Here is a 25706-nt window from a genome sequence, read left to right on the forward strand (position 1 = left end):
GATTTATAACACCGAAAGACCACATGAGGCGTTAAATAACATGACACTGCTCGAATATAAAACATTAAAACAAGCAGCTTAATTTTCTACGTGAGTTGTGTACTAAGTTTGGGGGATTTACAGTTCTTTGGTTGATTATTCTCTATTTACATATAAACTTCCCACAGTTCAAGGATTAAGAACTAAACACTAAGGTACGGTGCAAACAGCATAGCCACCTCCAGAGGTGCCCCACTGATCCACATAACCATTACGGTGAATATATAAGTGAGTTGTATTTGATACCGCATCATTCGTCCAAATATCACCACGACCAAAACCTGCCACATCACCGTAATAGGATACATCACTCCATTCACTTAAAAATCCTGCCCCTATTTGACGTTGGTAATATAAACTACCGGACGACGGCGTGGAGCCATCTATGTCGCTTATACATGGAAAATAAGCATTATTCACACCACATTTCGCATTGCTTAAATCTCTTATCTTCGAAAAACGATAACCCAAACTACTACACCAAGTTGCTTGCTCAGGAACAGTAGTATATTTTTCTCCCCGATGGACAAACCACTGCTTTAGCTCAAATCCATATTTAACAACCACACCACTACTATTCTTCCCTTCCAACACAAATAGTTGCGGCAAAAATGGCACAGTAAGTCGACTAGGATTACTCGATTGTATTTGGGTATTATTCGCCCTAGGGCCATTTAACGTTACTCGCGTTACGTTTTTGGATTTATCTATAATCCAATCATCATATGTAGTAGTGCCCGTGCACCATCGGCATGGAATGGTGAATGAGTCTGAACGAGGTTTTACCCAATTCACTGTTGCAGTTATCTCTCCTTGAGTTTTTGAAGACCAGGTCAACTGACTTGCATCTACCCCGCCTATATCCAAATCAAAATATAATCCATCTGCCCCCGTAGTGGGAAAATTAAGGCTATAAGAAGATGGATTAATTGACTGTGTTAAAAAACCTTTAGTAGGATCCCATATACTAGATGGACCCGCAAAGCGAGGATTATCTCCAGCAAAATTAGTACCACCAAATATCAAACGAGGCCTTACATAGCAAACTTTAGGCTGCTGTGAATTTGGGTTGATATAATATGACACCGTATTTCCATTTAAAGTACTTCTATTTGGCACACCATACTTTGTTTCTAAAGTAGCATCCGTACTACTTAATGTTATCCTATAAGGTGCATTACAAATATCTAATATATCACTGCGACTAACGGCATTACTATTTTTATCAGTAAACGATACTGATATATTCCCTGTCGCAGTGACACTATTAGCTCCCTGTCCATCTCCATCATCATCTCCCCAATTACCTTGTGTTACCAAGCTACTTATACTCACAGAGTCGGTTGATGGTGGAACTATCATTTCAATATTAGCAAGCGTATCACCTGCATTAGGTAAATGAATTGGCGTCATCGCTGAGTTATTATTTTGTGGAGTGAAAACTTGACCGTCCGATAACTTAATACTTATTAAATCATCAGTTGTAGTTAATTTAGTGACGCCACCATCAAGCGTCAAATACGGCGCAGAGCCGTTAATAACCTGTGAGGTCCGAGCTAACAACGCCTGCGAACTCACTGAATATGGCAATAACAACAATGGTGCAAAAACTATGGCTAATTTGGATAACAAGTTGGAAATCGACGGCAATCTTGGCGATTTCGCTAGATTTGATAATAAAAAGCAAAATGGAGTTTGTTTTTGATTACGGTAAAACTTAAATAGATTTAAGGTATAGCACTGCCAATGCCTGTTATTATTATAGCACACAATATCTAACCTCCTGTTAATTTGTGTTTTATTTTTATAGTTGTTTATTTTTTAATGAGCTGCGTTTTGCCATAAAATAATCAAAATTATAGCTAACTAAATACTAAAGCGCTAGTTTTTGGCGAAATTTTCTAAAAACCTAGCACAGGATGCAGAATGAAGCCTTCGGCTGCCCGACGCAGGATAAAAGGCTATATTGACCTTTGAGTGTTGTGAAATATTAGTGTATTTTTCAATATTAAACATAAAACTCATCAAAAAAATAAATGAGTTTATGTTTATTTAGGTGAGTAACTAAAATTTAGATTTTAATGATTAATTGTTTTTAGGCATTGCAACTAACTTTTTTAGGATAAAATTGAGAATGACACCATAAAGTGGCAAAAAGAATAATCCGCAAATTAGAATTTTAAAACTATAGTCCATTAACGAAATTTCGATCCAATGATTTGCCATAAATTCATCGTTACTTTGATAAAATGCGATAGCAAAAAAAACAATAGTATCAATACCATTACCAAATATTGCCGATGCTGTTGGGGCAACCCACCATGATCTGTTTTTTCTTAAATAGTTAAAAACAGTAATATCCATTAGTTGACCAACTAAATAAGCGGCAAAACTTGCCAATGCAATTCTAAATACGAAGCTATTAAATTCCGTCAATGCTGATAATCCAACCCAATGGGTTTCAAAAAATAGTACCGAAATCAGGTATGAAAATAACAATGCAGGAATCATTACAACAAAAATGATTTTTCTGGCTAAACTAGCACCATAAATTCGAATAGTCAGATCGGTAGTTAAAAAAATAAACGGAAAAGTGAATGCCCCCCATGTGGTGTGAAAACCAAAAATATCAAACGGGATTTGGACTAAATAATTACTTGAAGCAATAACTAAAATATGAAAAAAGGCCAACCAGTAAAGGGCTTTTTGCTGTTGTTTACGGGTAAAGTTTGTTTCTATCGATTCTGAATGAGTGTTCAAATACATCTTTTTTCCTTTTTAATGGGGTGAGAGAACCCAGTTGTTGGTTAATCTATTTACTTTGAGCCATATATTCTTTTAAGCCCTTATCACGCAGCAAGCAACTAGGACACTTACCACATCCCCCTTCAACACCGTAATAACAGGTATGGGTATGTTTTTGAACATAATCAAGATAACCTAGTTTATCAGCCATTTCCCACATTTGCGCTTTGGTTAAATACATCAGTGGCGTGATGAGATTAAACGCATAGTCCATGGCTAAATTCATTGATACATTCATTGATTTAATAAAGACATCACGGCAATCTGGATAACCACTAAAATCGGTTTCACAAACTCCAATAATAATGTCAGAAATTCCTTGTTGCTTAGCATGACAGCCAGCCAAAAGTAAAAAAAGCATATTACGCCCATCAACGAAGGTATTAGGGTAATCGCCATCTTGAGCGGCTTTAATTTCTTGAGCGTCATCAATCAACGCATTATTTGTAGTTTGTTTGATAACTGATGTATCAATGACAGTTTGCTCAATACCAAGATCATCTGCGATCCATTTGGCTTTTTCAAGCTCTATTGCGTGGCGTTGACCATAGCGAAAACTGATTGCCTGAACGTTTTCACGTCCATAATCAGCAATGGCTTGCAGTAAGCAAGTGGTTGAGTCTTGCCCACCAGAAAATATAACTAGTGCTTTACGAGTTTGCATTAACTGTTCCTGTTTGGATAGATTAGATTAGCGATTATCCACTTTTTCTGGATACATGTCGTGATTGGCTAATCGATTAGCCGCAACTTGTTCCCAATGAGTATCCGATTTGCCATAATTGGCATAAGGATCAATCGAAATGCCACCTCGCGGAGTGAATTTTCCCCAGACTTCGATATATTTAGGATCCATTAATTTAATCAGATCTTTCATAATGATATTAATGCAATCTTCATGGTAATCGCCATGATTACGAAAGCTGAACAGATAAAGTTTTAACGATTTACTTTCGACCATTTTAATATTGGGCACGTATGAAATATAAATTGTCGCAAAATCAGGTTGCCCTGTGATAGGACAAAGACTAGTAAATTCTGGGCAATTAAATTTAACAAAATAATCGTTATTCGGATGTTTATTAGCGAACGTTTCGAGTATTTCAGGACAATAGGTTGTTGGATAGCGAACAGACTGATCGCCTAGTAGTGTAATTTTACTCATTATTTTTCCTTAGTTTTTTAGCGTGGGAGGTTCACGAACCACGTAACAAGGCGCACACCATACTCTTTTTGCTTTAAAAAGTCTAGTATGACAATAGATTTATAAAAAATGTAAAACTAACACCGTCAACAATAACTATTGATGGTGTTAATAATAAAATATCGTTGAAGAGCAAATAAATCAAGAATCGGGAAATACTCTGCCTGATATCGTTTATTTCGCTCCCAATTCTTTATAAAAATCAGATAATTTAGTTTTAGCTTCATTAAGTTCTTTTTCAGCATCAGCTAATTTTGTTTGTTGTTTGACAATTTTCTGTTCATTATCTTTATCTTTCGCTTTTGATTTTGATTTTGATTTTGCTTGTTCTAATTCTTTAGTTCTTTCAGCCACTTTATTTGATTTTTCGTTAATCTCTTTTTTATATTTGGCTTCTAAATCATCATTTGAACAATGCTTATTTAAGTTACGTAATGATTTTTCAAGCCCTTGGATTTGATGAGAATTATTATTTTTTTTAGCATAATCAATCTGTTTTTCAATAGCCTGTTTTTTGCTTTCACACGTAAGTCCCTTTAGTTGTTCATTTGAAGCATAAGCACCAAATGATAATGAGATAGCTAATGTAATGACACTCAATTTACTTATTAACCGAATTACTGATTTCATACGAATTTTTCCTTAATTTTATTTTCTTAATTGAACACAATTGACTTTATGATCTTTACCTTTAGTTAGAATAAGGTTCGCTCGTTCTTTTGTAGGTAAAATATTTTCAACTAAATTTAATTCATTAATTTCTCGCCAAATACGATTGGCAATATTTGTAGCTTCATGTTCTGGAAGTTTTGAGTAGTGATTAAAATAAGAGTTAGGATCGCTAAATGCACCCTCCCTAAATTTTAAAAACCGATTTACATACCAATCATGTAATAATGACATATCAGCATCAACATAAATTGAAAAATCGACATAATCCGAAACAAAAACTCGGTTATTCGCTTGTGGATAATTCAGTGTACTTTGCAGTACATTCAAACCTTCAAGAATCAAAATGTCAGGACTATCAATAACGATTTCTTCATCTTCGACAATATCATAAACTAAATGAGAATAAACGGGTGCTTTAACTTGTGCCTGTCCTGATTTTATATCAGCAACAAAATTAAGCAATTTTTTTATATCGTAAGACTGAGGAAACCCTTTTTTATTCATTATTCCATGTTCTTCAAGATATCTATTTGGATATAAAAAACCATCAGTTGTTACCAAAGATACTTTGCGATGTTCAGGCCAACGGGTTAATAATGCTTGTAGTACTCTAGCGGTAGTACTTTTACCTACAGCAACACTGCCTGCAATGCCAATAATGTAAGGTGTTTTTTGACTTTTACCTAAGAATTTAGATAAAACAGCTTGCCGATTAAAATTATTGCTGATGTAATAATTAAGTAATCTAGATAAAGGTAAATAAATTTCACTCACTTCATCCATGGATAAATCTTCATTAATACCTTGTAACGAAACTAATTCATCTGCAGTTAAAGTCATTGGTACAGTATTACGTAAGCTAGCCCATTCTTGACGATTAAATTTCAGATAAGGGCTTAAGTGATTTTTCATTTTATATTGTTCTCTAATTCGATCTAACAAATTTATTTGACTCAGATTATACATAAATTTCTTTTTTTACAATCTTAAATTAGCATGACGTCATCATCATAGCTATATTCTGGACTTACTGATAAAATACGTTTGTAAAATGATTAACCCTAATATTAGACAGAGATTTTATGTTAAAAAATAAATCAAAACAGAAAGCTAAAAAAAGCCGTCAAGAGATTAATGAAGAATCTCGGGAACTGAAGCGTAAACGCAAACACAAAGGTTTACCAAGTGGCTCTCGCTTTAATAAGCTAGATAATAATAAAAATAAAAATTCGACAAAAACAACCAAAGATCCAAGAGTGGGTAGCAAAAAACCTATTTCTTTAATTGTTGAAGATTCTAACAATATAGAAAAACCTGTTAAACAATCTAAACCAATTAAAACGATTTTATCGCCACAACAAGAATTAGAACAGTTAGAGAATGATCCAAAATTAGATATGTTACTTGATCTAGTCGAGCAAAATGTCAAACTCACTAAAGATCAACAAATTTATCTTGATAGAAAATTGAATCGTATCGATGAACTGATGCAAAAGCTTGGTTATACTGATGAAGACTTTGATGATTTTGAAGAATTAGACGAAAAGAAAGAAGATATTGTTAGTTTATTAAAACGAAACTAATGATAGTAAAATATAATCGGCAATCGTGATAGTGTGTGTCTTGATATCAGTAGGAATATAATCTATTGGATTATATTCCTACTGATAATTTAAGCTTAGAATCCATTATTTTTATTCAGTCAATTAATAATTAACAGTGAGCAAATCATAGTGCCAATATTAATTATGTTAAGTTTATATTTTGGGTTGTTGATTTGCACATTGTTATATTTAAATAAAACTAATCGAATCAAAATTAAAACCAAAATCAAGAACCAACAAAAAGCAATAGTAAAAATTCATAAAAATAACAACACTAAAGATAGACATAAGTGGAAGTAAAAAGCATGACTGATACGCAATTATGGGATCAAGCGATAATTGAAAAATATAATTATTCTGGCCCAAGATATACCTCTTACCCTACTGCACTTGAATTTAACGAAAAATTTAATGAGCAGGAATTTTTATCGGTAGCAACTCGTTATCCTACAAAGCCGTTGTCGCTTTATGTACATATTCCGTTTTGTCATAAGCTTTGTTATTTTTGTGGTTGTAATAAACTTATTACTCGCCAAACACAAAAAGTTACCAAATACCTTGATATTTTAGATATTGAAATTGCCGAACGTGCAAAATTATTTAAACATCGCACGGTAACACAAATGCACTGGGGTGGTGGTACACCAACTTTTTTAAACGATGCTGAAATTACTCGATTGATTACCTCGTTAAAAAAGCATTTTAATTTTGTTGCTAATGCCGAACTATCCATCGAAATTGATCCGCGTGAAATTACACCACAAACAATTGACCATTTAGCAAGTGTTGGTTTTAATAGGCTAAGTATGGGAATTCAAGATTTTAATCACGAAATCCAAAGCCTAATTAATCGTGAACAAGATGAAACATTAATACGGTCTCTTATTAATCAAGCACGTAAAAATAATTTTCACTCAATTAGTTTAGATTTAATTTATGGCCTACCAAAACAAACCATTGAAAGTTTTGCCGAAACGCTTAATAAAGTGATTGAGATTTCTCCCGATCGTTTAAGTGTATTTAATTATGCCCACTTACCAAGCCGTTTTGCTGCCCAACGAAAAATTAAAGATGATGATTTGCCTAATGCCAATCAAAAATTGCAGATCCTACAAACTAGCATTAAAAAGTTAACCGAAGCTGGTTATCACTTTATCGGTATGGATCATTTTGCTAAGCCCTCTGATGAATTAGCTATTGCTCAACAAGAAAATAAATTGCATCGTAATTTTCAGGGGTATACAACTCAAGGCGATGCTGATTTACTTGGACTTGGTGTGTCGGCCATTAGTATGTTAGGTGATAGTTATGCGCAAAATCAGAAAGATATAAAAATCTATCAAACTCAGGTTGAGCAAAAAGGACATGGATTATGGAAAGGATTCACCTTAAATCGTGACGATAAGATTCGTCGTGATGTGATAAAACAGCTTATCTGCCATTTTCATTTAGATAAAAATGTCATTGAACAGCAATACCAAATTCAATTTGATGATTATTTTTCCGAAGATTTAAAATTACTAGCTCCATTGCAAAAAGATGGATTAGTGACAATCAATAACAATATAATCGAAGTCCAACCTAAAGGACATTTATTGATACGCAATATTTGTATGTGCTTTGATATTTATATGCGAAAAATGGCAAGGCAGCAGCAGTTTTCTAGGGTTATTTAATTTGAAGTCGTTTGTCAAATTGCCGTAAACAATATGAGTAATTCCTACAAAGTAAATATTATGATAATATTTATTCTAATTTAATAAAAAATAATAAATAAATTATTTATTTTATTGTGATTAAAGGTTAGCTTTTAAATTCACAATTTTAGCCTTAGACATGAAATTTTTATTTTTAATAAGGAGTATATTGATAAAATGGCATTGATGAATAAATTAGTAGAAGTATTTCCAACTCGCCCTTTAAAAGTCATGAATTTAAAGCAAGAAGGCTCAATGCATCAAATAAGAAGATTACTTGCAGCAATAATTCTCTTTGCGTTAGCTTTATTTATGGCCATAAGAAATTATCCTGGATTAATTGATGATTATAAAATATCACAGAATCCTGTTGTGGTTGACTATGATGTAGAAGGAACATGTCGTGCAAGACGTATGGTTGATAACTGTTCAGTGAAAATTACTACTGATACAGGACAAGTTATTAAGCGTGATTATACTTTCATTGGGGGGAAAAAAGGAAATTATCAAGTTGTAACTGTCGCTTCGGCCGATGATCCATCACTAGTAACAATCAATTTAGCTATTGATAATATGCGGACTGTATTTGTGGCTACTACTGGTCTTATTCTTTTGTTGTTGTTGGTTACATGGATGAGTTTAGGATGTTTCTTAAGAACACATAAAATGATAAAAGTTATCAAGGAAATTAACGGGCAAAAATTAACACCTGTTATTGTACCAGTTAAACTAGTCTCTTATGGTAAAATAATAACTGCCTTATATCGTGCAAGCAATGCACAAGGAATAAATGCTAAATATGCAGCCAATTTTAATAAAGACTCAAACGGTGGACCAATCATTATAGGTGATAAGATTAGAAATAAATGTAATGTGTTGGCCGTAGTTGGAGAAAGCAACTCTGTTCCTATTCTTCTTGACCAAGAATTTATGCGCTGTGATTTTACCTATAATGAAATGCAGGCATTAAAAGAAGCTCTCTCTTAATCCAGATATGATATCAAGAATAGTGAAATCAGTTTGTTATTAAATATTTAAATTTTATACCTAGGGCGATAACATCGCCCTATTTTTTTAAACAAAATAAACAGCACTTATTAATGGCTTGCTAGATAAACCTTAAATTTCGTCGTTTGGGCAATCACTTCAACGCTTTTGAATGTTTCATCTAAAATGGTTTGATACGGTAAAAATGAATTTGCCACAATGCACAAATAACCATTTAATTTTAGGTGTTTTTTTGCTTCTTTGATTAACGTATTAACGGCCGTGTAATTAGTCTGTTTACCATCATGAAAAGGTGGATTCGAAACAATAAGATGATATTTATCATTTAGATTTGAAAAAACGTCACTCGCTACAACTGTGGCATTAACATGATTACGGTTTAACGTGGCTTTACTTGATTCAATTGCTGCACAGCTTACATCAGATAACGTTAGTGCTATATCAGGATTTAATTTACCTAGCACCGTGGACAAAATGCCCGAACCACATCCCACATCTAATACATTACCTTTAATAATATCAGTACGATCCATCAATGCATTTAACAATAATTCACTACCAGCATCTAAGCCTTTTTGGCTAAAAACACCAGGTAAGCTTTTTATTTCAATATTCTGATTTTCAATAGTTAAATGATAACTTAACCACCATTCATCAAGATTAAATACTAAACGGCTATCTGCCTGAAAATGATATAAACCACAACGTCTTGCGCTATCGATTTTTTGAATTGTACCAAAATCATTCAATAAAGCTTCCACGCTTTTTACACCTGTTTTATTTTCACCTATGATAAAAATATCACTACCTTTTGGCATATTATGCAATAAATAAGAAAGCTGAAATTGTGCTTCGCTTTTAGTTTTTGGCCAATAGTAAATCAGTGTATTCATTCCTACGTAAAAATCCGCTTCTGGCAATAATGAAAAATAGGTGTGATTGCCTCGTGCACTAGCTTTTAGACGTAAATAAGTATGAAATTGTGTGCAATGAATCTTAACTTGATTTGCCGACATAATAGATGGATAACTATCCTGAATATCACCAGCTATCAGCACATTTTTATCGTTAAAAAATGTTTGGTGACGCTCAAGTACTTGACTTGCTGGGGTAAAAGCAGATGTTGCCATATTTCCTCAATGAAAAACCTTTATAAATTGATGCATTGATTATACAATTAACTATCTTTAATCTCTAATAAAAAACAGTAAGTCAATAATGACACTACAAGATTGGTATCTAAAACAGTGCAACATAACTCAATACGTTTTGAGGAATGCTAATGTTTTCAAAGGTGAAATAGCGACACAAATAAGTGAAGAAATTAGATTGATTGTAGTTGCAGAACAAAAACCAACACAAAAAATCTATTATGATATTTTAAATGCTATCCATCTAACTGAAAAACAAGTATTGTTTTTAACGCCACAACAATTAATTATTCCTGCTGATGAAATTAATACAGTAATTTGGTTTATTGATATTACCTTGGATGAGTCTTGGATTAACCCATTAACTATTCAAACAACCAGTTTAAATCAGCTTGCAAAAGCACCACAACAAAAACGCCTACTATGGCAACAATTATGTCAATATGAAAACTATTTCCATCCTCACCGAACATGATTTAAAAAAAGCTTTTGAATTAGAAAAGATTTGCCATGCAATTCCTTGGTCAAAACAAACATTCTTTTCAAACCAAGGTGAACGTTATCTCAATTTTAAAATAACGATTAATAACCAAATAGTTGGGTTTTGTATTTGCCAACATGTAGCAGATGAAGCAAATTTATTTAACATTGCAATACATCCCGATTTCAGAAAGCAAGGACTAGCAAGAGAGCTGCTCAATCATTTAATAGATGCGTTAATAACGATAAAATCGCCCTATCCAATCTCAACCCTTTGGCTTGAAGTCAGACAATCAAATACGGCAGCACTTAAGCTTTATCACACGCTGGGATTTAACCAAATAACGATTAGAAAAAATTATTACCCAACAACTAATGGTAAACAAGAAGACGCTATTATCATGGCATATACTTTGGCTTTATGATTTACCAATAAAATGAGCAAAAGGAAAAAAGTGTAATGTCACAAAATAGAGCTTTACTTTTTATTAATGGCGAGCCACCACAACATGACTTTCAACATTTGGATAATTATACTTATATTGCTTGCACAGATGGGGCTTATCATAATTATCTGTCGACTTTGTCAATCGAACCAAACTTTATTATTGGCGATTTAGATAGCTATAATCCTAACAAAGCAATTCCACCTAAAACTAAAATTATTCATACACCTGACCAAAATAAAACTGATTTTGAAAAAGCAATTTTGTTTTTAGCAGGTAAAGGGGTGAAAACATTTGATGTTTATGGTGCTAGTGGTCATGCTAGCGATCACTTTTTGGGGAATATTTCTGTTGCAATAAGATATTATCATCAGTATCAAATTACCTTTTATGATAATTATTGTCATTTCTTTTTTGCAAAACATCATCAAGAAATAACCAATGTAAAAGATCATATTATTTCACTAATGCCATTTTCGAAAGTAACTGGTGTAACCATTACAGGCTTTCAATACCCCTTAATTGATGCCACATTATCGCTAGGAGGAGTTGTGAGTTTAAGAAACAAAGCGATTAGTGATTTGATTAAAATATCCTTTAAAAACGGTGATTTAATGGTCTTCGTTGAGAATTGAAATAATGTCAATTGACATTTATATTTACATTACTTTACAATCTTCCTTTACAAAAGAAGAAATATAATTGTGGTTCAAGGAAATTCGCCATGCTTCTCAAAAAACTTTCTGTGCTAGTTTGCGCATCTTTCGTTTCTTGTGTTTTTGCCCAAACAAATAATATACAGGATGAAACAGATAAGGTAATTGATACATTTTTGCAATGTGATAATCAGTTTTTTGAACAATTATCTAAACACCAAGAGTCAATAAATCAATACGTTGATTTAGCAACCACTCCCGATAATGTAACTTATATTCCTGTTGAATCTATTCAAAAAACCGACAAAAATAAAGTTATGTTTAAAAAACCACTTAAGTATCATGATTTAGAAATTGTTGGCTATCAAAATATTTATATTTCAACTACTTTATCTGGTCAGTTTCTTTATTGGGGATTTATCTTTGATAACAAGCAAGATGAAATTAAAAGTGCTTTAAGCCATATTAATTGGTTACACTATAGCCAAAATACTTACATAGCAAACGCCAAAATTTATGATAGAAAATCAAAATCTAAAACATGGGAAGATGATATTTATGCCATCGATGGTGTTATTCCAAGGTTTGGTACAATTAATAAAGCGCTTTATTTAGAATCTTCTGCTAATAATCAAAGTAGTATTTTTTGTTCTATTCAAGGCGATTTAGAAAAAGAAACAATTCTTACGACTCGCCCAGATCTAAAACCAATCATCGAAAAACAAGAAGCTGAACTGCAAGAGCGAATTAAAGCAAATCAAGAAAAAATGCAAAAAGAAAAACAACAAACTCAATCACAAGCTAATCCTACAGATACTAACTCAAAAGATGGAGAAAAAATTTAAATGAAAAAGGTCAATTTATTTTTAATTCTCTTTTCTTTTGCAGCATTCAGCCATGCCTCAGGGGAAAAAGCTAATATTGATACGAAAGCAAATGAAAATACTGCTGTTGAAAGTTTAAAAGATCCAAGAGTAGGAGAACAATTCATTCCAACATCAAAAACTAACGACAATAATACTATTGGCTATTCATTTTTAGATAGAAAATCGATCAACCTTCACCCTTTCAACTCCAAAATTCGTGTATTTAGTGAAGTGACTAATTACAGCCCAGCATTGATACAAAAAAATGATGATGGTACAGAGACACCCTATCATTCCATAAAGATCGAATATTATGCCAATTGCGACAAAATGGAGTTAGCAAAAGGAAAACTTAGAACAATCGAAAATAATTTTGGTGATGGAAAATTAGTCAACACAATTGAGATAGCAAACCGTTGGATAGCTATCACTCATGATAACGAGCAATACAAATTACTTGCTATTGCCTGTTCCTTACCACTTGCTAAATAGTAAATCAGTACCTACTTTTACTCTTGCCACCTTGCTGTGGCGGAGTATATCCATTTATGTTAATATCGCTCTATTATTTATTTGAATGAATATCCCTTTATGAATATCACACAATTCCATACCATTACCGAGCAGTTATTCAGCAAAATCGAATTATTCTTGGATAATTATGTAAATGAGCATGACATCGATTTAGACTATGAAACAAACGGCAATGTCATCACCATTAGTTTTCCCAATGGTAGTAAAATCATTATTAATACCCAAGAACCACTCTTTCAGGTATGGCTAGCCACTCAAAAACAAGGCTATCATTTTGATTATATCGATAAGAATTGGATTTGTAATCGCACCGACAAGTCGTTTGATCAAATTTTTTCTGAATCTGTAAAAGAACAAGCTGAGCTATAATATATAAAAAATGGGAATTAGTTTAACAATTAATTCCCGTTCAAGAAAGTAGTCACAAATTTTACTTAAAAGAAATCTACAATAAAGTAAGATTTGCTAATTTAACTACTAGCCATTTTATACCTTCATTAACAAAAGCTATTTGTACTCGCTTATGATCACCTTCGCCATCAAGATTAACAATAGTTCCTTCACCAAAACGTTTATGTAACACTTTACGACCTAATTTGTAACCATCACATTGAGGCTTCTTTTTAGGAGGAGACTTTATTTTTTCAGGCGACATTGTTCCTTGATAACTAATTTCATTTAATTTATCAATGGGTAATTCAGATAAAAAGCGTGAAGGTAAATTACGTTCTTCACGACCATATAGACGCCTTATTTGAGCTAATGATAATGTTAGATACTTACGTGCTCGAGTAATGCCAACATAGGCAAGACGACGCTCTTCTTCAAGTTTATCGAAGTCTTGAGAAGATCTTAAGTCTGGGAATATGCCCTCTTCTAGTCCTACAATAAAAACATTATCAAATTCAAGACCTTTGGCAGAATGTAGAGTCATTAGTTGAACTGTATCTTGTTCACTAATTACATCTCGGCTTTCTAATGACGTATATGCTAAAAATGATTCTAACACAGTTAATGCCTTACCCGTTTCTTTATCTTGAATAAGGTTATTTTCATTAAAGCGATAAAACTGCTCAGCGGCCGATACCAATTCTTCAAGATTTTCCAGCTTTGATTGTCCTTTAATACCAGGCTCTTGCTCATACATTTGCAATATGCCAGATAATTTGATAATAATATCAAGTTGTTTATAAAATGGTTTAAGCTCTACTTTATCGAAAATTGATTCTATTAATTCCAAAAAACGACCAATCCCAGAGCTTTGCCGTTCAGTAAAAGCATTGGTTTGGATTAGCATTATACATGCATCCCATAATGAAATATTATACTGCTTTGCAGTCAATCTAATTTTATCTAGCGTGACATTACCAATACCTCGAGTTGGGGTATTGATTGTAGCTTCAAACGCCATGTCATTATTGTGGTCATGTAATAGCCGTAAATAAGCAAGCGCTAATTTGACTTCTTGTCGTTCATAAAAACGAATAGATCCATAAATTTGATAAGGTAAACCCGCTTGCAACAATGTATCTTCAAATATACGTGATTGTGCATTATTACGGTACAATATCGCACAATCTGCGTACTTTCCACCTTCGTCATGGAACTTTTTTATTTGACTGACAACAAATCTTGCCTCATCAATATCATTAAAACCAATATAAAGCGTAATCAGTTCACCGCCGCCTATATCTGTCCATAAATTTTTACCCAATCGGTTCTGATTTTTAGATATTAAATTATTAGCTACATCTAAAATGTTACCAGTTGAACGATAATTTTGTTCCAACCTAATAATTTCAGTTTCAGGGTAATCGTTCATAAATAATTGGAGATTATCCGCATTAGCACCACGCCAACTGTAAATAGATTGATCGTCATCGCCTACAATCATTACATTGGCTGTATTACCTGCCAGTTTTTGTACCAAACGATATTGGATCTTATTAGTGTCTTGAAATTCATCAATTAAGATATTACAAAAACGATGATGACAATAATTTAAAACGTCTTGATTATGGCAAAGCAGCTCATACGTTCTTAAAATTAATTCTGAAAAATCAACGTATCCAACTCTATCACAAATAGTTTGGTAGTCTCGATAAATCGCCTGCCACATCACTTGTTTAGGATCTTCAGGAACAATATCTTCCGCTCGGAATCCTTTTTCCTTTTGAGTAGAAATAAAAGCAGCACACTGTTTTGGCGACCATTGTTTTTCGTCGATTTTTAGCTCGTGAAAAATTCGCTTAATAAGCCGAATTTGATCTTCAGTATCAATAAGTTGAAAATTAGGAGGTAACTTAGCTTGCTCAGGAAACATGCGTAACAAACGATGAGTAAGCCCATGAAATGTACCCACCCACATACCATTAAAATAACCCTCGCCTACTAATGCTTGAATACGTTCTTGCATTTGAATAGCCGCTTTATTGGTAAAAGTAACCGCAAAAATTGAGCCAGGTGAATAATTCTTTTCAATACAAAGCCAAGCAATACGATGAACTAAAACACGCGTTTTGCCACTCCCTGCACCTGCAAGAACAATTGAATATTGACTATCGGTAGTAACTGCTTTTTGTTGCTCTGTGTTTAGGCCATCTAATAATAATTTATTAATTTCCATTATATGCAAACCTATTTTGATAATAGAAACCGCCAAGTAGCATTAATGTTGAAAGCGTTATTAATATTTTCATCATATTCCGAATACGTTTGTCCACTGTGATCTAACAGAACATAAATAAAGACAAAGCTTCTTAGGTAAAAATTTTCATTGCTACTAAAGAAACGTATCTTTACATTTATTTTACTGTTTATTTGTACAGATAAGGAGGTTAATTATAGCAGATTCTCTAATTCTGGCAATTGTGTTATTTCGATGTGAGGTAAACATCTAGTATCATTAAGCTGAAAAATATCCTGATTATAAATATTAATAAAGCAAGCTAAAAAGCCGTTATCAATAGCTCCATTAACATCCGTTAATAAATTGTCACCCACATGTAAAATAGAGTGTGATGGAATATTAAGTTTGTGAGATGCTAAATCAAAAATTTCAGGAAAAGGTTTAGAACGGCCATGTTCACCACCACGTAGTGAAAATTGAAAATAATCACCTATGCCAATTTTGTTAATATCAACGTTACCATTAGTAATAACAGCCAAAGGATATTTAGTGGCTAATTTAGTTAATAGTGTATGCGTTGATTCAGGAACGTTCATCTTGTGCCGCCAAACATTAAAACAACTCATTGCTTCATCGATGACATCAGCAAATTTTGATGCTGGTATATTAGTTTTATTTAATAGCGATGTAATGGTTTGAATTCGCCAAACAATAACATCGTGATAAATTTCAGGGTCAGATGCAAGTACAGCACGCTTTTCAGCAAAATATTCGGGTAAAGTAAGTGTGCGTAATTGTTCATAACCTTGAAGAGTTTTGATCATTTCGTCTTCCGCTTTTTCAACGATCATGCTGTTATTGTATAACGTATCATCTAGATCAAAAGTAAACGCTTTAATCTTATTAATAGATCGATAAAAGTGCATCGTTATTTTCCCCTTTTAGCGCGTGGATGGGCTGAATCATAAACTTCAGATAAATGCGAAAAATCTAAATGCGTATAGACTTGGGTCGTTGATAAATCAGCATGCCCTAACAATTCTTGTACTGCACGCAAATCACCACTTGATTCTAGCATATGAGTTGCAAATGAATGACGTAATTTGTGAGGGTGAACATGACTGCTTAACCCTTGTTTGATTCCCCACTGAGCAAACCGTTTTTCAACATTTCGCGGTGAAATACGCTTACCCAATTTGGAAATAAATAAAGCATCATCTTGTGGTGTTAAAAAATTCCGCATTGACAACCAGTGTTTAATCCATTTGATAGATTCTCGACCTAATGGCAATTTTCGCTCTTTATTCCCCTTACCCATTACGCGAATTTCACCATCAACAAGATTCAATTCTTGACAGTTAAGACCGACTAATTCAGAAAGGCGTAACCCTGAACCATACATAACTTCAAGCATAGTTCTATCACGAACAGAAAGCGGATCATTATGATCAATATCAAGCAGTTGATTAATTTCGTCAATATCAATATTTTTGGGTAAGTGTTGACCTAATTTTGGATTTAGCACGCCTCGAGCTGGATTAGTGGTAAGCTGCTCGTTTTTTACCATCCAATCACAAAAACTACGCAAAGCAGAAAGTCTTAATGATAAGCTTCTTGCTTGTAAGCCCGTCTGTTTGCTACGACTGATTAACAATCTAACTGCGGATGAATCCAAATTTTGCCAGTTCGAGATTTCAACTTCACTTGCCAACGAAATAAGCGCATAAAGTTGACGTCGATAATTAATCTGAGTATTTAAGCTTAGTTGCTTTTCTGACTTTAGATAATTTAAAAATTGATCAACAGGCAGCTTTAATGCCGTATTATCATTTTTATTAGGCTGCATCATGCTATGTCCTTATTTTGTTCGCATAATCCATCTGCTAATTAAAATTGGTAAAATTTCACTCATTTTTTCAAGTAATAATGTACCTTGTCCTGCTTGATAATGTTCGGGATTAGCACTAGTAAACATTAAAAGCCCCAAATCACCAAATCGACCTAACAAAGATAATGCCACTGAGCCAACATAACCGTGTTCATCAGGTAATAAAAAATCAAGCTCAGTTGAATTTAATGTACCTAAATATTGTTGACTGTACTGGAAATGTCTAACACGAATAAAATCAAATTGTGATGAATCTAAAGCTATATGATGGTAATTTGATGGCGCATTAAGCAACCATTTGTCACCAAAAAGATATAAATAAGCACCACTAAGTCCTAATGATTTAGCCCATGTGTTTAATAAAACAATAAGTTGATTTAGATCCTGTGCTTTAATTAATTCAATTTGCAGATCCATTAGCTGATTAAACAACAATTCGTTGGCACTGGCATGTTCCAATAATAATGAAATTTCGCACTCTAATTGGTTAATTTTATTGCGCTGACGCGCCATGTTCCATTCTGGTAAAGAAATCATTCCCCTGACAGGATGAGGCACTTGCATACACTCAACATACCGGGCATTTCTCATAAAAAAATCTGGATTATCAATAATATATTGACAAACGATTTCATCATTTAATTTTAATGATGAAGACGATCGCCGAGCTTTTTTTACTCTTAAATTTTGTGTATTTTTACCAACCATAATTAGCGTCTATTGTATTACCGTGTTATCTCATGTTTCTACTGTTTTTTTCGGTTAAAGATAAAAACTTCAATAAAATCAATACCCAACCTGAAGGTTTTTTGCCTTGTTATTTTCTGTCAACAAGTTTTAGAATCTATTGGGAGGATGATGTTAAAGTTAAGTAGCAATAAAACCATCATATACATGTGTAGCAGGTCCAGTCATATAAAGTGGTTGATTTCCACCTTTCCATTCAATTAATAATTTGCCACCAGGTAAATTGACATTAACTTGTTGGTTTAATAGTCCTTGATTGATGCCTACTGCTACTGCGGCACAGGCACCAGTACCACAAGCTTGTGTTTCGCCAACCCCACGTTCAAATACACGTAAATTAATGTTATTGCGATCAATAATATGCATAAATCCAATATTGGCACGTTCAGGAAAACGTTCATGCTGCTCTAATAATGGACCTAGTGTTGCCACTTCTGCGGTTAGAATATTATCGACTTGAACAACACAATGAGGATTGCCCATAGATGCAACACCACATAATATAGTCTGTTCTTGTGCTCGGATTATATAAGTTTTTTCTTCTTTTATAGCTTTGAAAGGAATTTTGTTAGGTTCAAAAATAGGCTGTCCCATATTAACACGCACAGTATTATCATCATTTACGGTTAAAACAATATTGCCTTTCATGGTACTAACTTTTAACACTCGTTTTCGGCTAAGGCCTTTTAAACGAACAAAACGTGCAAAACAGCGAGCCCCATTACCACATTGCTCAACTTCAGTACCATCTGAATTAAAAATACGATAATGAAAATCACTATCTGGTACATAAGGTGGCTCAACAATAAGAAGTTGATCAAACCCGACACCAGTATATCGATCTGCCATACGTTTAATCATTTCTGTCGAAAGATGAACATTTTGCGTCACAGCATCAATAACCATAAAATCATTTCCGAGTCCATGCATTTTTGAAAAGTTCATCGCTAGTTTACCTTCTGTTGTCAAACATGTTTTTATTTTTAACTTTTAGTCTAAACTGGTTACCAACATCAACTAAAAGAGGAATGCTATTATAATTAAGCATTCAATAACCTGTTAAATATTATAAAACTACTTCACCTCGCCATAAATCATCGAAGGATTCACGCTGGCGAATTAATTTATGTTGTTTATCATCAATAAGCATCACTTCTGCTGGTCGTAAATGGCTATTATAATTTGATGCCATACTAAAGCCATAAGCACCAGCACTACAAATTACCAACAAATCATCTTGTTTAACCGAAAGCTCACGCTGATAAGCCAACACATCGCTAGATTCGCAAATAGGTCCCACAACATTATAGACCAAAAATTCATCACCAGTTTGTGGTTGCTTTTCAGGTAACACTCTCATCCAAGCATCGTAAAGAGCGGGACGAATTAAGTCATTCATACCTGCATCGACAATTGCAAAATGGTTATTATCTTGGTGTTTGGTATATTCCACCTTAGTAATTAGCAACCCTGAATTAGCAACAATCGAACGCCCTGGTTCGAACAAAATTTCAATATCAGGATAATCAACTAATTTGTTCTTAAGTTCGGTTACAAGTTGCGATGCTGTTGGTGGTTGTTCGTTATCATAACAGACCCCTAAACCTCCACCTAAATCAATATGTTCAATTACAATATTATTAGATTGCAATTTATCAACTAAAGCGAGTATACGATCGGCAGCATCAAGAAATGGTGACAATTGAGTTAATTGAGAGCCAATATGACAATCAATACCAACGATTTTAATGTTAGCTAATGAGCTTGCCTTTCGATAAACATCTAAAGCTAACTCATAGCTAATACCAAATTTATTTTCGCGAAGACCTGTTGAAATATAAGGATGTGTTTTAGCATCCACATCAGGATTGATTCTCAATGAAATCGGTGCAATTTTACCTAATCTTTTAGCAACTTCATCAACTCGGTATAATTCAGCCTCAGATTCAACATTAAAGCACTTAATACCAACTTCAAGCGCACGTTCAATTTCAACTATTGATTTAGCTACACCTGAAAAGACAATTTTTTTAGGATCTGCTCCTGCTTTTAATACTCGTTCTAACTCACCTTGTGAAACAATATCAAAACCAGCACCCAGTTTTGCAAGTAAACTCAAAACTGCCAAATTACTATTAGCTTTAACCGCATAACAAACCAAATGTTTATTATTAACCAAAGCATGTTCATACTCTAAAAACTGTTTACTTATGTATTCGGCCGAATAAACATATAATGGTGTACCATACTGCTTAGCAAGATCCGCTATCGCTATCTGATTGGCAAATAAACGATTTTGTTGATAATTTAAAAAATCCATCATTTTATTCCATTATGCAATTTAAATAAATAAATCAGATTGAATTGAAGCAGTTGTTAGTTTTGCTTGTTGCATTGCTGTTTTTTCAACTGGATGATAAAGCGGACCTTTTAATCCACATCCTACTAATACCAATGTAACAAAACAGATAGAGAGCAATTTTATAGTTGATTTCATACAATATTCACATATTCTTTCCATTTTTTATAATACTATCTATATTACACGATAGGCACAATGCTGCAAAGCGCAAATCATCATGCGGACATAAACAGATATATACAATAAGTAAATATATTAAATTAAAGGTACAAGGTTACATTCTACACATCAAGTTACTATGCAATAAACCGTTACACAATTTGTAAATATGATTCAGATTGATAATTTCAAAACTTATCAGAAAAAATCAGCTAAGTTTTATGCATTAATATATTTTTCACGATTTGGAAGCCAACAATCAACTAATTGTTCAGCACTTTGTGGATGGTTTTTTTGGATGTCATAAGATATATTTTGAATTTCACTAATCAAATGCTGGTCGCGAATCAAATCAACAACTTTAAAATTAGCTGTACCCATTTGCCGAGTCCCTAAAATTTCACCACCACCACGAAGTTCAAGATCTTTTTGGGCAATAACAAATCCATCAGTACTTTCACGCATTACCTTCATGCGTGCTTGAGCAACTTTACTTAGAGGAGCTTGATACATTAATACACAATGAGATACTGCCGTGCCACGTCCAACTCGCCCACGCAACTGATGTAACTGAGCTAAACCTAAACGTTCTGCATTTTCGATAATCATTAAACTAGCATTAGGAACATCAACACCAACTTCAATAACTGTTGTAGCAACCAGCAGTTGAATTTTTCCTGCTTTAAACTCTTGCATAACTGATTGTTTTAAATCAGACTTCATTTTACCATGCACTAACGCAATATTTAAATGCGGCAAACACATTTGCAATTCTGCAACCAGCATTTCAGCCGCTTGTGCGTCAAGTATTTCGGACTCTTCGACCAAAGTACACACCCAATAAACTTGGCGGTTTGCTAAGCAAGCTTGATTTACACGTTCAATAATTTCATCTCGGCGATTATTAGGTATTACAACTGTGTTAATTGGTGTTCTTCCTGGAGGTAATTCATCAATAACAGAAACATCTAAATCAGCATAGACTGTCATGGCTAATGTTCTTGGAATAGGCGTTGCTGTCATAATTAATTGATGCGGATAAAGATGATCTTTAATTCCTTTTTCCCAAAGACTTAGGCGCTGATGAACACCAAATCGATGCTGTTCATCAATGATGACAAGACCTAACGAGGTGAATTCTACTTTATCAACAAATACTGCATGAGTACCAATTAACATAGTAATTTCACCCTTTTGAAGGCGTTCATAACGCTGTCGCTTATTTTTGGCGGTTAATCTTCCTGACAACCAATCAACACTAATTCCCAACGGCTCAAACCAAGTACTAAAATTATTATAATGTTGCTCGGCTAATATTTCTGTTGGTGCCATCAAAACCACTTGGCAACCATTTTCAATTGCATTCAACGCTGCTAAAGCTGCTACTAATGTTTTACCAGAACCAACATCACCTTGAATTAATCGCATCATAGGTACTGGTTTTGCCATATCGAGATAAATCTCTTGCACAACTCGCTGTTGAGCATGGGTTGGCGTGAAAGGTAATGATGATAAAAACGGGTTAATCAAGTGTTGAGTCGGGGAAAACAAGTGTGCCTGCTGTCTTTGATTATGTTTTTTTATCATTAACATACTCAAATGATAAGCAATCAATTCCTCAAAAATAAACCGCTTAATAGCTGGGTGATCACCCGACTCCAACTGTTCAATCTCAGTATCAATGGGTGGATTGTGAATAATATTTAAAGAATCAAAAGCCGACAAAAACTGACAAGCTAGCTGTGGAGGTAAAACTTCTTCTGAAGGATTATTTTTCAGCAAAATTAGCGCAGCCATAATTGACCGTCGAATCACAGCCTGAGTTAATCCATAAGTAGTTGAATAAATAGGTGTGTATCTTTCTTGATCATCTTCTAACGTAGTAGATTTTTCGTCTCGACTTGTTTTTAATTTAAATTGTGGATGAATTATTTCAAGATAATTTTTACCACGTTTTATTTCACCATAAGCACTGATCCACTTACCTTTAATTAGCGAAGCCTTCATGCTGGCAGTAAAATGCATAAATCGTAATATTGCAATACCAGAATCATCTTGAACGTAACAAACTAGCATTTGTTTACGACCAAAAGCAATTTCGCTTTTAATAATAACACCTTCAATTGTCGTAAATTCACCAATATTGGCGTCAGCAATAGCGCAAGATGAAGTACGATCTTCATAACGTAAAGGGAAATGCAATAACAGATCTTTAGCGGTATAGATACCTAATGTATTGAACTTTTTTTCTAGACTTTCACCAATTCCCGTTAGTTTTATCAACGGTAAATGGTCAAAAAAACGATTTATCATAATGACTAATTTATATTTCGTTTAACACTTACTACATCAGGTTGTAGTAACATTTTACGAATTAATTCATTAAGTTGCTGGGTATTTTTTACTTCTATCTGTAGAATAACAGTATAAATCTGCCTATCTTTTTCTTCGGTATTTAACCATTGCAAGCGAGTATTTTCATCATTAATAATTGACAGTATATGCGCCAAAGAACCTTGAGTATTTAAAATATCGAGCCAAATTTCAGCAACAAAACGTTGAGAAATATCCGGAGCCCATTTAAGTGAAATATATTTTTCTGGATTATTTTGATAACCAGTAACATTTCGACAAGATTCATGATGCACAATTAACCCCTTCTCTGGACTAACATGCCCAACAATAGGATCATTAGGAATCGGATGACAACACTTAGAAAATGTAACAGAAACGCCTTCACTGCCAGTAATAACAAGAGTTTTATTTGACTCTGATTTATTTTGCAGCAGCGCTTTATGTTCTAAACCTTTGGCAATAAAATGGCTCATAATATTACCTAATCCGATTTCGACTAAGACATCATCAAAATTGGACAATTTGGCTAACTCAACCACTCTAGCCTTTTGGCTTTCTGACAGTCCATTAATACCGCCAGATTTAACTAACGAAAGATTCAATAAACGTCGACCCAATTCAATTGCATCTTCACGCTTAAGAGTTTTAAGCGCCTGACGAATACGCGACTTCGCTCTAGCACTAACCACAAAATTTAACCAACTAGCATTAGGATGGCCTTCAGGAGAGGTAATAATTTCAACTGTTTGCCCACTGCTTAATGGTTGTGATAAAGGATAAGGTTTACGATCAACAATTGCGCCAATGCATTGATAACCAATATCAGAATGGACTGCATAAGCAAGATCAACTGCTGTTGCTCCTTCTGGTAATTGCACAATACGTCCTTTGGGAGTAAAAACGTAAATCTCTTTAGGAAACAAATCAGATTTAACGTTTTCGATAAATTCGAAAGAATTCCCTACGCTTTGTTGCAATTCTAACAGGCTTTGCATCCAGCGCTGAGCTTTAATTTGCGCAGTAGTATTGTTTAATTCATCAACTGCATTATACGCCCAATGAGCAGCAACACCCATTTCAGCCATTTGATCCATATCTTCGGTACGAATTTGGACTTCAACTGGTGTACCGTGAGGGCCTATTAACGATGAATGCAATGATTGGTAGCCATTTGCTTTGGGAATAGCGATATAATCTTTAAAACGATTAAGACGTGGTTTATACAAATTATGTACCAGTCCAAGAGCACGATAACAACCATCAACATCTTTTACCACAATTCTAAAAGTGTAAATATCCATGATAGAATGAAAATGTTGTTCACGTAGTTTCATCTTTTGGTAAATAACATAGATATTTTTCTCGATACCAGTAACTTCTGCATCAATATGAGCGTCATGTAATCGCCCACGGATTTCAGACAAAATTTGTTGAATTAGCTCTTTTCGCGTATTTCGCGCTGTTTTAACGACTTTTTCAATCACTTTAGCTCGATTTGGATGCATTGCTGTAAAGCCCAAAATCTCAAGTTCTGTTTTGATGTGATTGATACCTAAACGATGAGCCAAAGGTGCGTAAATTTCAAGTGTTTCTTTAGCAATGCGACGACGTTTATCAGGTCTTAAAGCACTAAGTGTACGCATGTTATGCGTACGATCAGCAAGTTTAATTAAAATTACACGCACATCCTCAGTCATAGCAAGCACCATTTTCCGAAAATTTTCAGCTTGTGCTTCTTGCCTGTTACGGAATTTTAATTTATCAAGTTTAGAGACACCTTCGACTAAAATGGCAACATGTTTACCAAATTTGTCAGTAATATCTTGAAAAGTGACAGGAGTGTCTTCAATAGTATCGTGTAAAAGTGCGGCAATAACTGTTTCATAATCAAGCCGCATCTCAGCTAGATATGTTGCAACTGCAACTGGGTGAGTAATATAAGGTTCACCACTACATCGGAATTGCCCTTCATGTGCATTTTTAGCAAAAAGATAAGCATCTTGTATCAATTCGACTTGTTTAGACGGAAGATAAGATGCTACAACCTCTTTTAAGCCATCAAAATATTGCATAAGCAATTCCTGTAAAGCTTATTCGTATGATGGTGTGTTTTCGAGAAGAATCGACTCATGAAGTGTTGCTCGTGTTTCTTCCTCTTTGTTTTGACGAGCTTGAAAATCAGCAATATCAAGAATCTGTTTATTAACAAGACCATCTTCAATTTCACGTAAAGCAATAACAGTTTCTTTGTCGTTCTCTTCAGGAACATGTGGTGATTTATTTTCCACTTGTAATTGACGAGCGCGTCTCGCTGCTACAAGAACGAGATCAAAGCGATTACCAATTTTTTCTACTGCATCCTGAACAGTTACACGTGCCATTTTTACCTCTAATTTTTTACTAA

Annotated in this window: 26 protein-coding genes and 1 riboswitch; of the genes, 9 read left to right on the forward strand and 17 right to left on the reverse strand. The window is 34.0% G+C overall.

Annotated features, from left to right (window positions below):
* Positions 1 to 189 precede the first annotated feature (189 nt).
* The 6 genes from B9N71_RS09070 to coaA form a co-directional block, all read right to left on the reverse strand.
* Positions 190 to 1809, reverse strand: a complete 1620-nt coding sequence (locus B9N71_RS09070) for a hypothetical protein (protein WP_085165653.1) — start codon at positions 1807 to 1809, stop codon at positions 190 to 192.
* Between the two features lie 315 nt (positions 1810 to 2124).
* Positions 2125 to 2805: a 7-cyano-7-deazaguanine/7-aminomethyl-7-deazaguanine transporter gene (locus tag B9N71_RS09075; protein ID WP_085165655.1), complete on the reverse strand. Its 681-nt coding sequence runs from the start codon at positions 2803 to 2805 to the stop codon at positions 2125 to 2127.
* 46 nt (positions 2806 to 2851) lie between these two features.
* Entirely contained in the window at positions 2852 to 3508 is a 657-nt protein-coding gene (gene queC / locus B9N71_RS09080) for a 7-cyano-7-deazaguanine synthase QueC (RefSeq protein WP_085165657.1), read from the reverse strand.
* Positions 3509 to 3535: 27 nt separating this feature from the next.
* Positions 3536 to 4009: a preQ(1) synthase gene (queF, locus tag B9N71_RS09085; RefSeq protein WP_085165658.1), complete on the reverse strand. Its 474-nt coding sequence runs from the start codon at positions 4007 to 4009 to the stop codon at positions 3536 to 3538.
* A gap of 3 nt (positions 4010 to 4012) precedes the next feature.
* Positions 4013 to 4057: riboswitch (PreQ1 riboswitch) on the reverse strand.
* A 165-nt stretch (positions 4058 to 4222) separates the two neighbouring features.
* Positions 4223 to 4678, reverse strand: coding sequence for a DUF1090 domain-containing protein (locus tag B9N71_RS09090; protein WP_085165660.1), 456 nt, complete (start codon positions 4676 to 4678; stop codon positions 4223 to 4225).
* A gap of 18 nt (positions 4679 to 4696) precedes the next feature.
* Entirely contained in the window at positions 4697 to 5632 is a 936-nt protein-coding gene (gene coaA, locus B9N71_RS09095) for a type I pantothenate kinase (protein ID WP_085165730.1), read from the reverse strand.
* Between the two features lie 170 nt (positions 5633 to 5802).
* Here coaA and yihI point away from each other — a divergent pair, with 170 nt between their 5' ends.
* From yihI to B9N71_RS09110, 3 genes are all read left to right on the forward strand, one after another.
* Complete coding sequence (gene yihI, locus B9N71_RS09100) at positions 5803 to 6303, forward strand: Der GTPase-activating protein YihI (protein ID WP_085165662.1); 501 nt, start codon at positions 5803 to 5805, stop codon at positions 6301 to 6303.
* A 326-nt stretch (positions 6304 to 6629) separates the two neighbouring features.
* Entirely contained in the window at positions 6630 to 8000 is a 1371-nt protein-coding gene (hemN, locus tag B9N71_RS09105; protein WP_085165664.1) for an oxygen-independent coproporphyrinogen III oxidase, read from the forward strand.
* A gap of 198 nt (positions 8001 to 8198) precedes the next feature.
* The gene (locus tag B9N71_RS09110) at positions 8199 to 9008 is read left to right on the forward strand and encodes a hypothetical protein (protein ID WP_085165666.1); all 810 of its coding nucleotides are present in this window, start codon (positions 8199 to 8201) and stop codon (positions 9006 to 9008) included.
* A 110-nt stretch (positions 9009 to 9118) separates the two neighbouring features.
* Here the strand turns inward: B9N71_RS09110 and rsmC are convergent, their stop codons facing one another.
* Entirely contained in the window at positions 9119 to 10159 is a 1041-nt protein-coding gene (gene rsmC / locus B9N71_RS09115; RefSeq protein ID WP_085165668.1) for a 16S rRNA (guanine(1207)-N(2))-methyltransferase RsmC, read from the reverse strand.
* Between the two features lie 88 nt (positions 10160 to 10247).
* Between rsmC and B9N71_RS09120 the strand changes: the two genes are divergently transcribed.
* The 6 genes from B9N71_RS09120 (at position 10248) to cyaY (ending at position 13531) form a co-directional block, all read left to right on the forward strand.
* Positions 10248 to 10655 (forward strand): DNA polymerase III subunit psi, encoded by a 408-nt coding sequence (locus B9N71_RS09120; protein ID WP_085165670.1) that lies wholly within the window; start codon positions 10248 to 10250, stop codon positions 10653 to 10655.
* Positions 10624 to 11085, forward strand: coding sequence for a ribosomal protein S18-alanine N-acetyltransferase (rimI, locus tag B9N71_RS09125; protein WP_085165672.1), 462 nt, complete (start codon positions 10624 to 10626; stop codon positions 11083 to 11085). Before B9N71_RS09120 ends, rimI begins: the two co-directional genes overlap by 32 nt.
* 35 nt (positions 11086 to 11120) lie before the next feature.
* On the forward strand, positions 11121 to 11741 hold the full coding sequence (locus B9N71_RS09130; RefSeq protein WP_085165674.1) for a thiamine diphosphokinase: 621 nt from the start codon (positions 11121 to 11123) through the stop codon (positions 11739 to 11741).
* A gap of 89 nt (positions 11742 to 11830) precedes the next feature.
* Positions 11831 to 12607, forward strand: coding sequence for a hypothetical protein (locus B9N71_RS09135; RefSeq protein ID WP_085165676.1), 777 nt, complete (start codon positions 11831 to 11833; stop codon positions 12605 to 12607).
* Positions 12608 to 13120, forward strand: coding sequence for a surface-adhesin E family protein (locus B9N71_RS09140; RefSeq protein ID WP_085165678.1), 513 nt, complete (start codon positions 12608 to 12610; stop codon positions 13118 to 13120). It abuts the gene before it with no gap.
* Positions 13121 to 13219: 99 nt separating this feature from the next.
* A complete protein-coding gene (gene cyaY / locus B9N71_RS09145; protein ID WP_085165680.1) occupies positions 13220 to 13531 on the forward strand; it encodes an iron donor protein CyaY in 312 nt (103 codons plus the stop codon).
* 76 nt (positions 13532 to 13607) lie between these two features.
* Here cyaY and uvrD read toward each other — a convergent pair whose 3' ends face one another.
* The 10 genes from uvrD to rpoZ all read right to left on the reverse strand — a co-directional run bounded on the left by uvrD (position 13608) and on the right by rpoZ (position 25683).
* Positions 13608 to 15788: a DNA helicase II gene (uvrD, locus tag B9N71_RS09150; RefSeq protein ID WP_143422102.1), complete on the reverse strand. Its 2181-nt coding sequence runs from the start codon at positions 15786 to 15788 to the stop codon at positions 13608 to 13610.
* Between the two features lie 215 nt (positions 15789 to 16003).
* Positions 16004 to 16717 (reverse strand): 5-amino-6-(5-phospho-D-ribitylamino)uracil phosphatase YigB, encoded by a 714-nt coding sequence (gene yigB, locus B9N71_RS09155; RefSeq protein ID WP_034912504.1) that lies wholly within the window; start codon positions 16715 to 16717, stop codon positions 16004 to 16006.
* 2 nt (positions 16718 to 16719) lie between these two features.
* Positions 16720 to 17640: a tyrosine recombinase XerC gene (xerC, locus tag B9N71_RS09160; protein WP_370738309.1), complete on the reverse strand. Its 921-nt coding sequence runs from the start codon at positions 17638 to 17640 to the stop codon at positions 16720 to 16722.
* Positions 17641 to 17649: 9 nt separating this feature from the next.
* Positions 17650 to 18387 (reverse strand): DUF484 family protein, encoded by a 738-nt coding sequence (locus B9N71_RS09165; RefSeq protein ID WP_085165682.1) that lies wholly within the window; start codon positions 18385 to 18387, stop codon positions 17650 to 17652.
* A 159-nt stretch (positions 18388 to 18546) separates the two neighbouring features.
* Positions 18547 to 19371 carry a diaminopimelate epimerase gene (dapF, locus tag B9N71_RS09170; RefSeq protein WP_085165684.1) on the reverse strand — a complete coding sequence of 275 codons (825 nt, stop codon included), beginning with the start codon at positions 19369 to 19371 and terminating at the stop codon, positions 18547 to 18549.
* Positions 19372 to 19492: 121 nt separating this feature from the next.
* A complete protein-coding gene (gene lysA, locus B9N71_RS09175; protein ID WP_034912509.1) occupies positions 19493 to 20746 on the reverse strand; it encodes a diaminopimelate decarboxylase in 1254 nt (417 codons plus the stop codon).
* A gap of 21 nt (positions 20747 to 20767) precedes the next feature.
* The gene (lptM, locus tag B9N71_RS09180; RefSeq protein ID WP_167370087.1) at positions 20768 to 20923 is read right to left on the reverse strand and encodes an LPS translocon maturation chaperone LptM; all 156 of its coding nucleotides are present in this window, start codon (positions 20921 to 20923) and stop codon (positions 20768 to 20770) included.
* Between the two features lie 243 nt (positions 20924 to 21166).
* Positions 21167 to 23260: an ATP-dependent DNA helicase RecG gene (gene recG, locus B9N71_RS09185; RefSeq protein WP_085165688.1), complete on the reverse strand. Its 2094-nt coding sequence runs from the start codon at positions 23258 to 23260 to the stop codon at positions 21167 to 21169.
* A gap of 5 nt (positions 23261 to 23265) precedes the next feature.
* Positions 23266 to 25374, reverse strand: coding sequence for a bifunctional GTP diphosphokinase/guanosine-3',5'-bis pyrophosphate 3'-pyrophosphohydrolase (gene spoT, locus B9N71_RS09190; RefSeq protein ID WP_065589287.1), 2109 nt, complete (start codon positions 25372 to 25374; stop codon positions 23266 to 23268).
* An 18-nt stretch (positions 25375 to 25392) separates the two neighbouring features.
* Positions 25393 to 25683: a DNA-directed RNA polymerase subunit omega gene (rpoZ, locus tag B9N71_RS09195; RefSeq protein WP_034912518.1), complete on the reverse strand. Its 291-nt coding sequence runs from the start codon at positions 25681 to 25683 to the stop codon at positions 25393 to 25395.
* Positions 25684 to 25706: the final 23 nt, after the last annotated feature.

It is taken from the genome of Gilliamella bombi (assembly GCF_900103255.1).
GTDB classification, from domain to species: Bacteria; Pseudomonadota; Gammaproteobacteria; order Enterobacterales; family Orbaceae; genus Gilliamella; species Gilliamella bombi.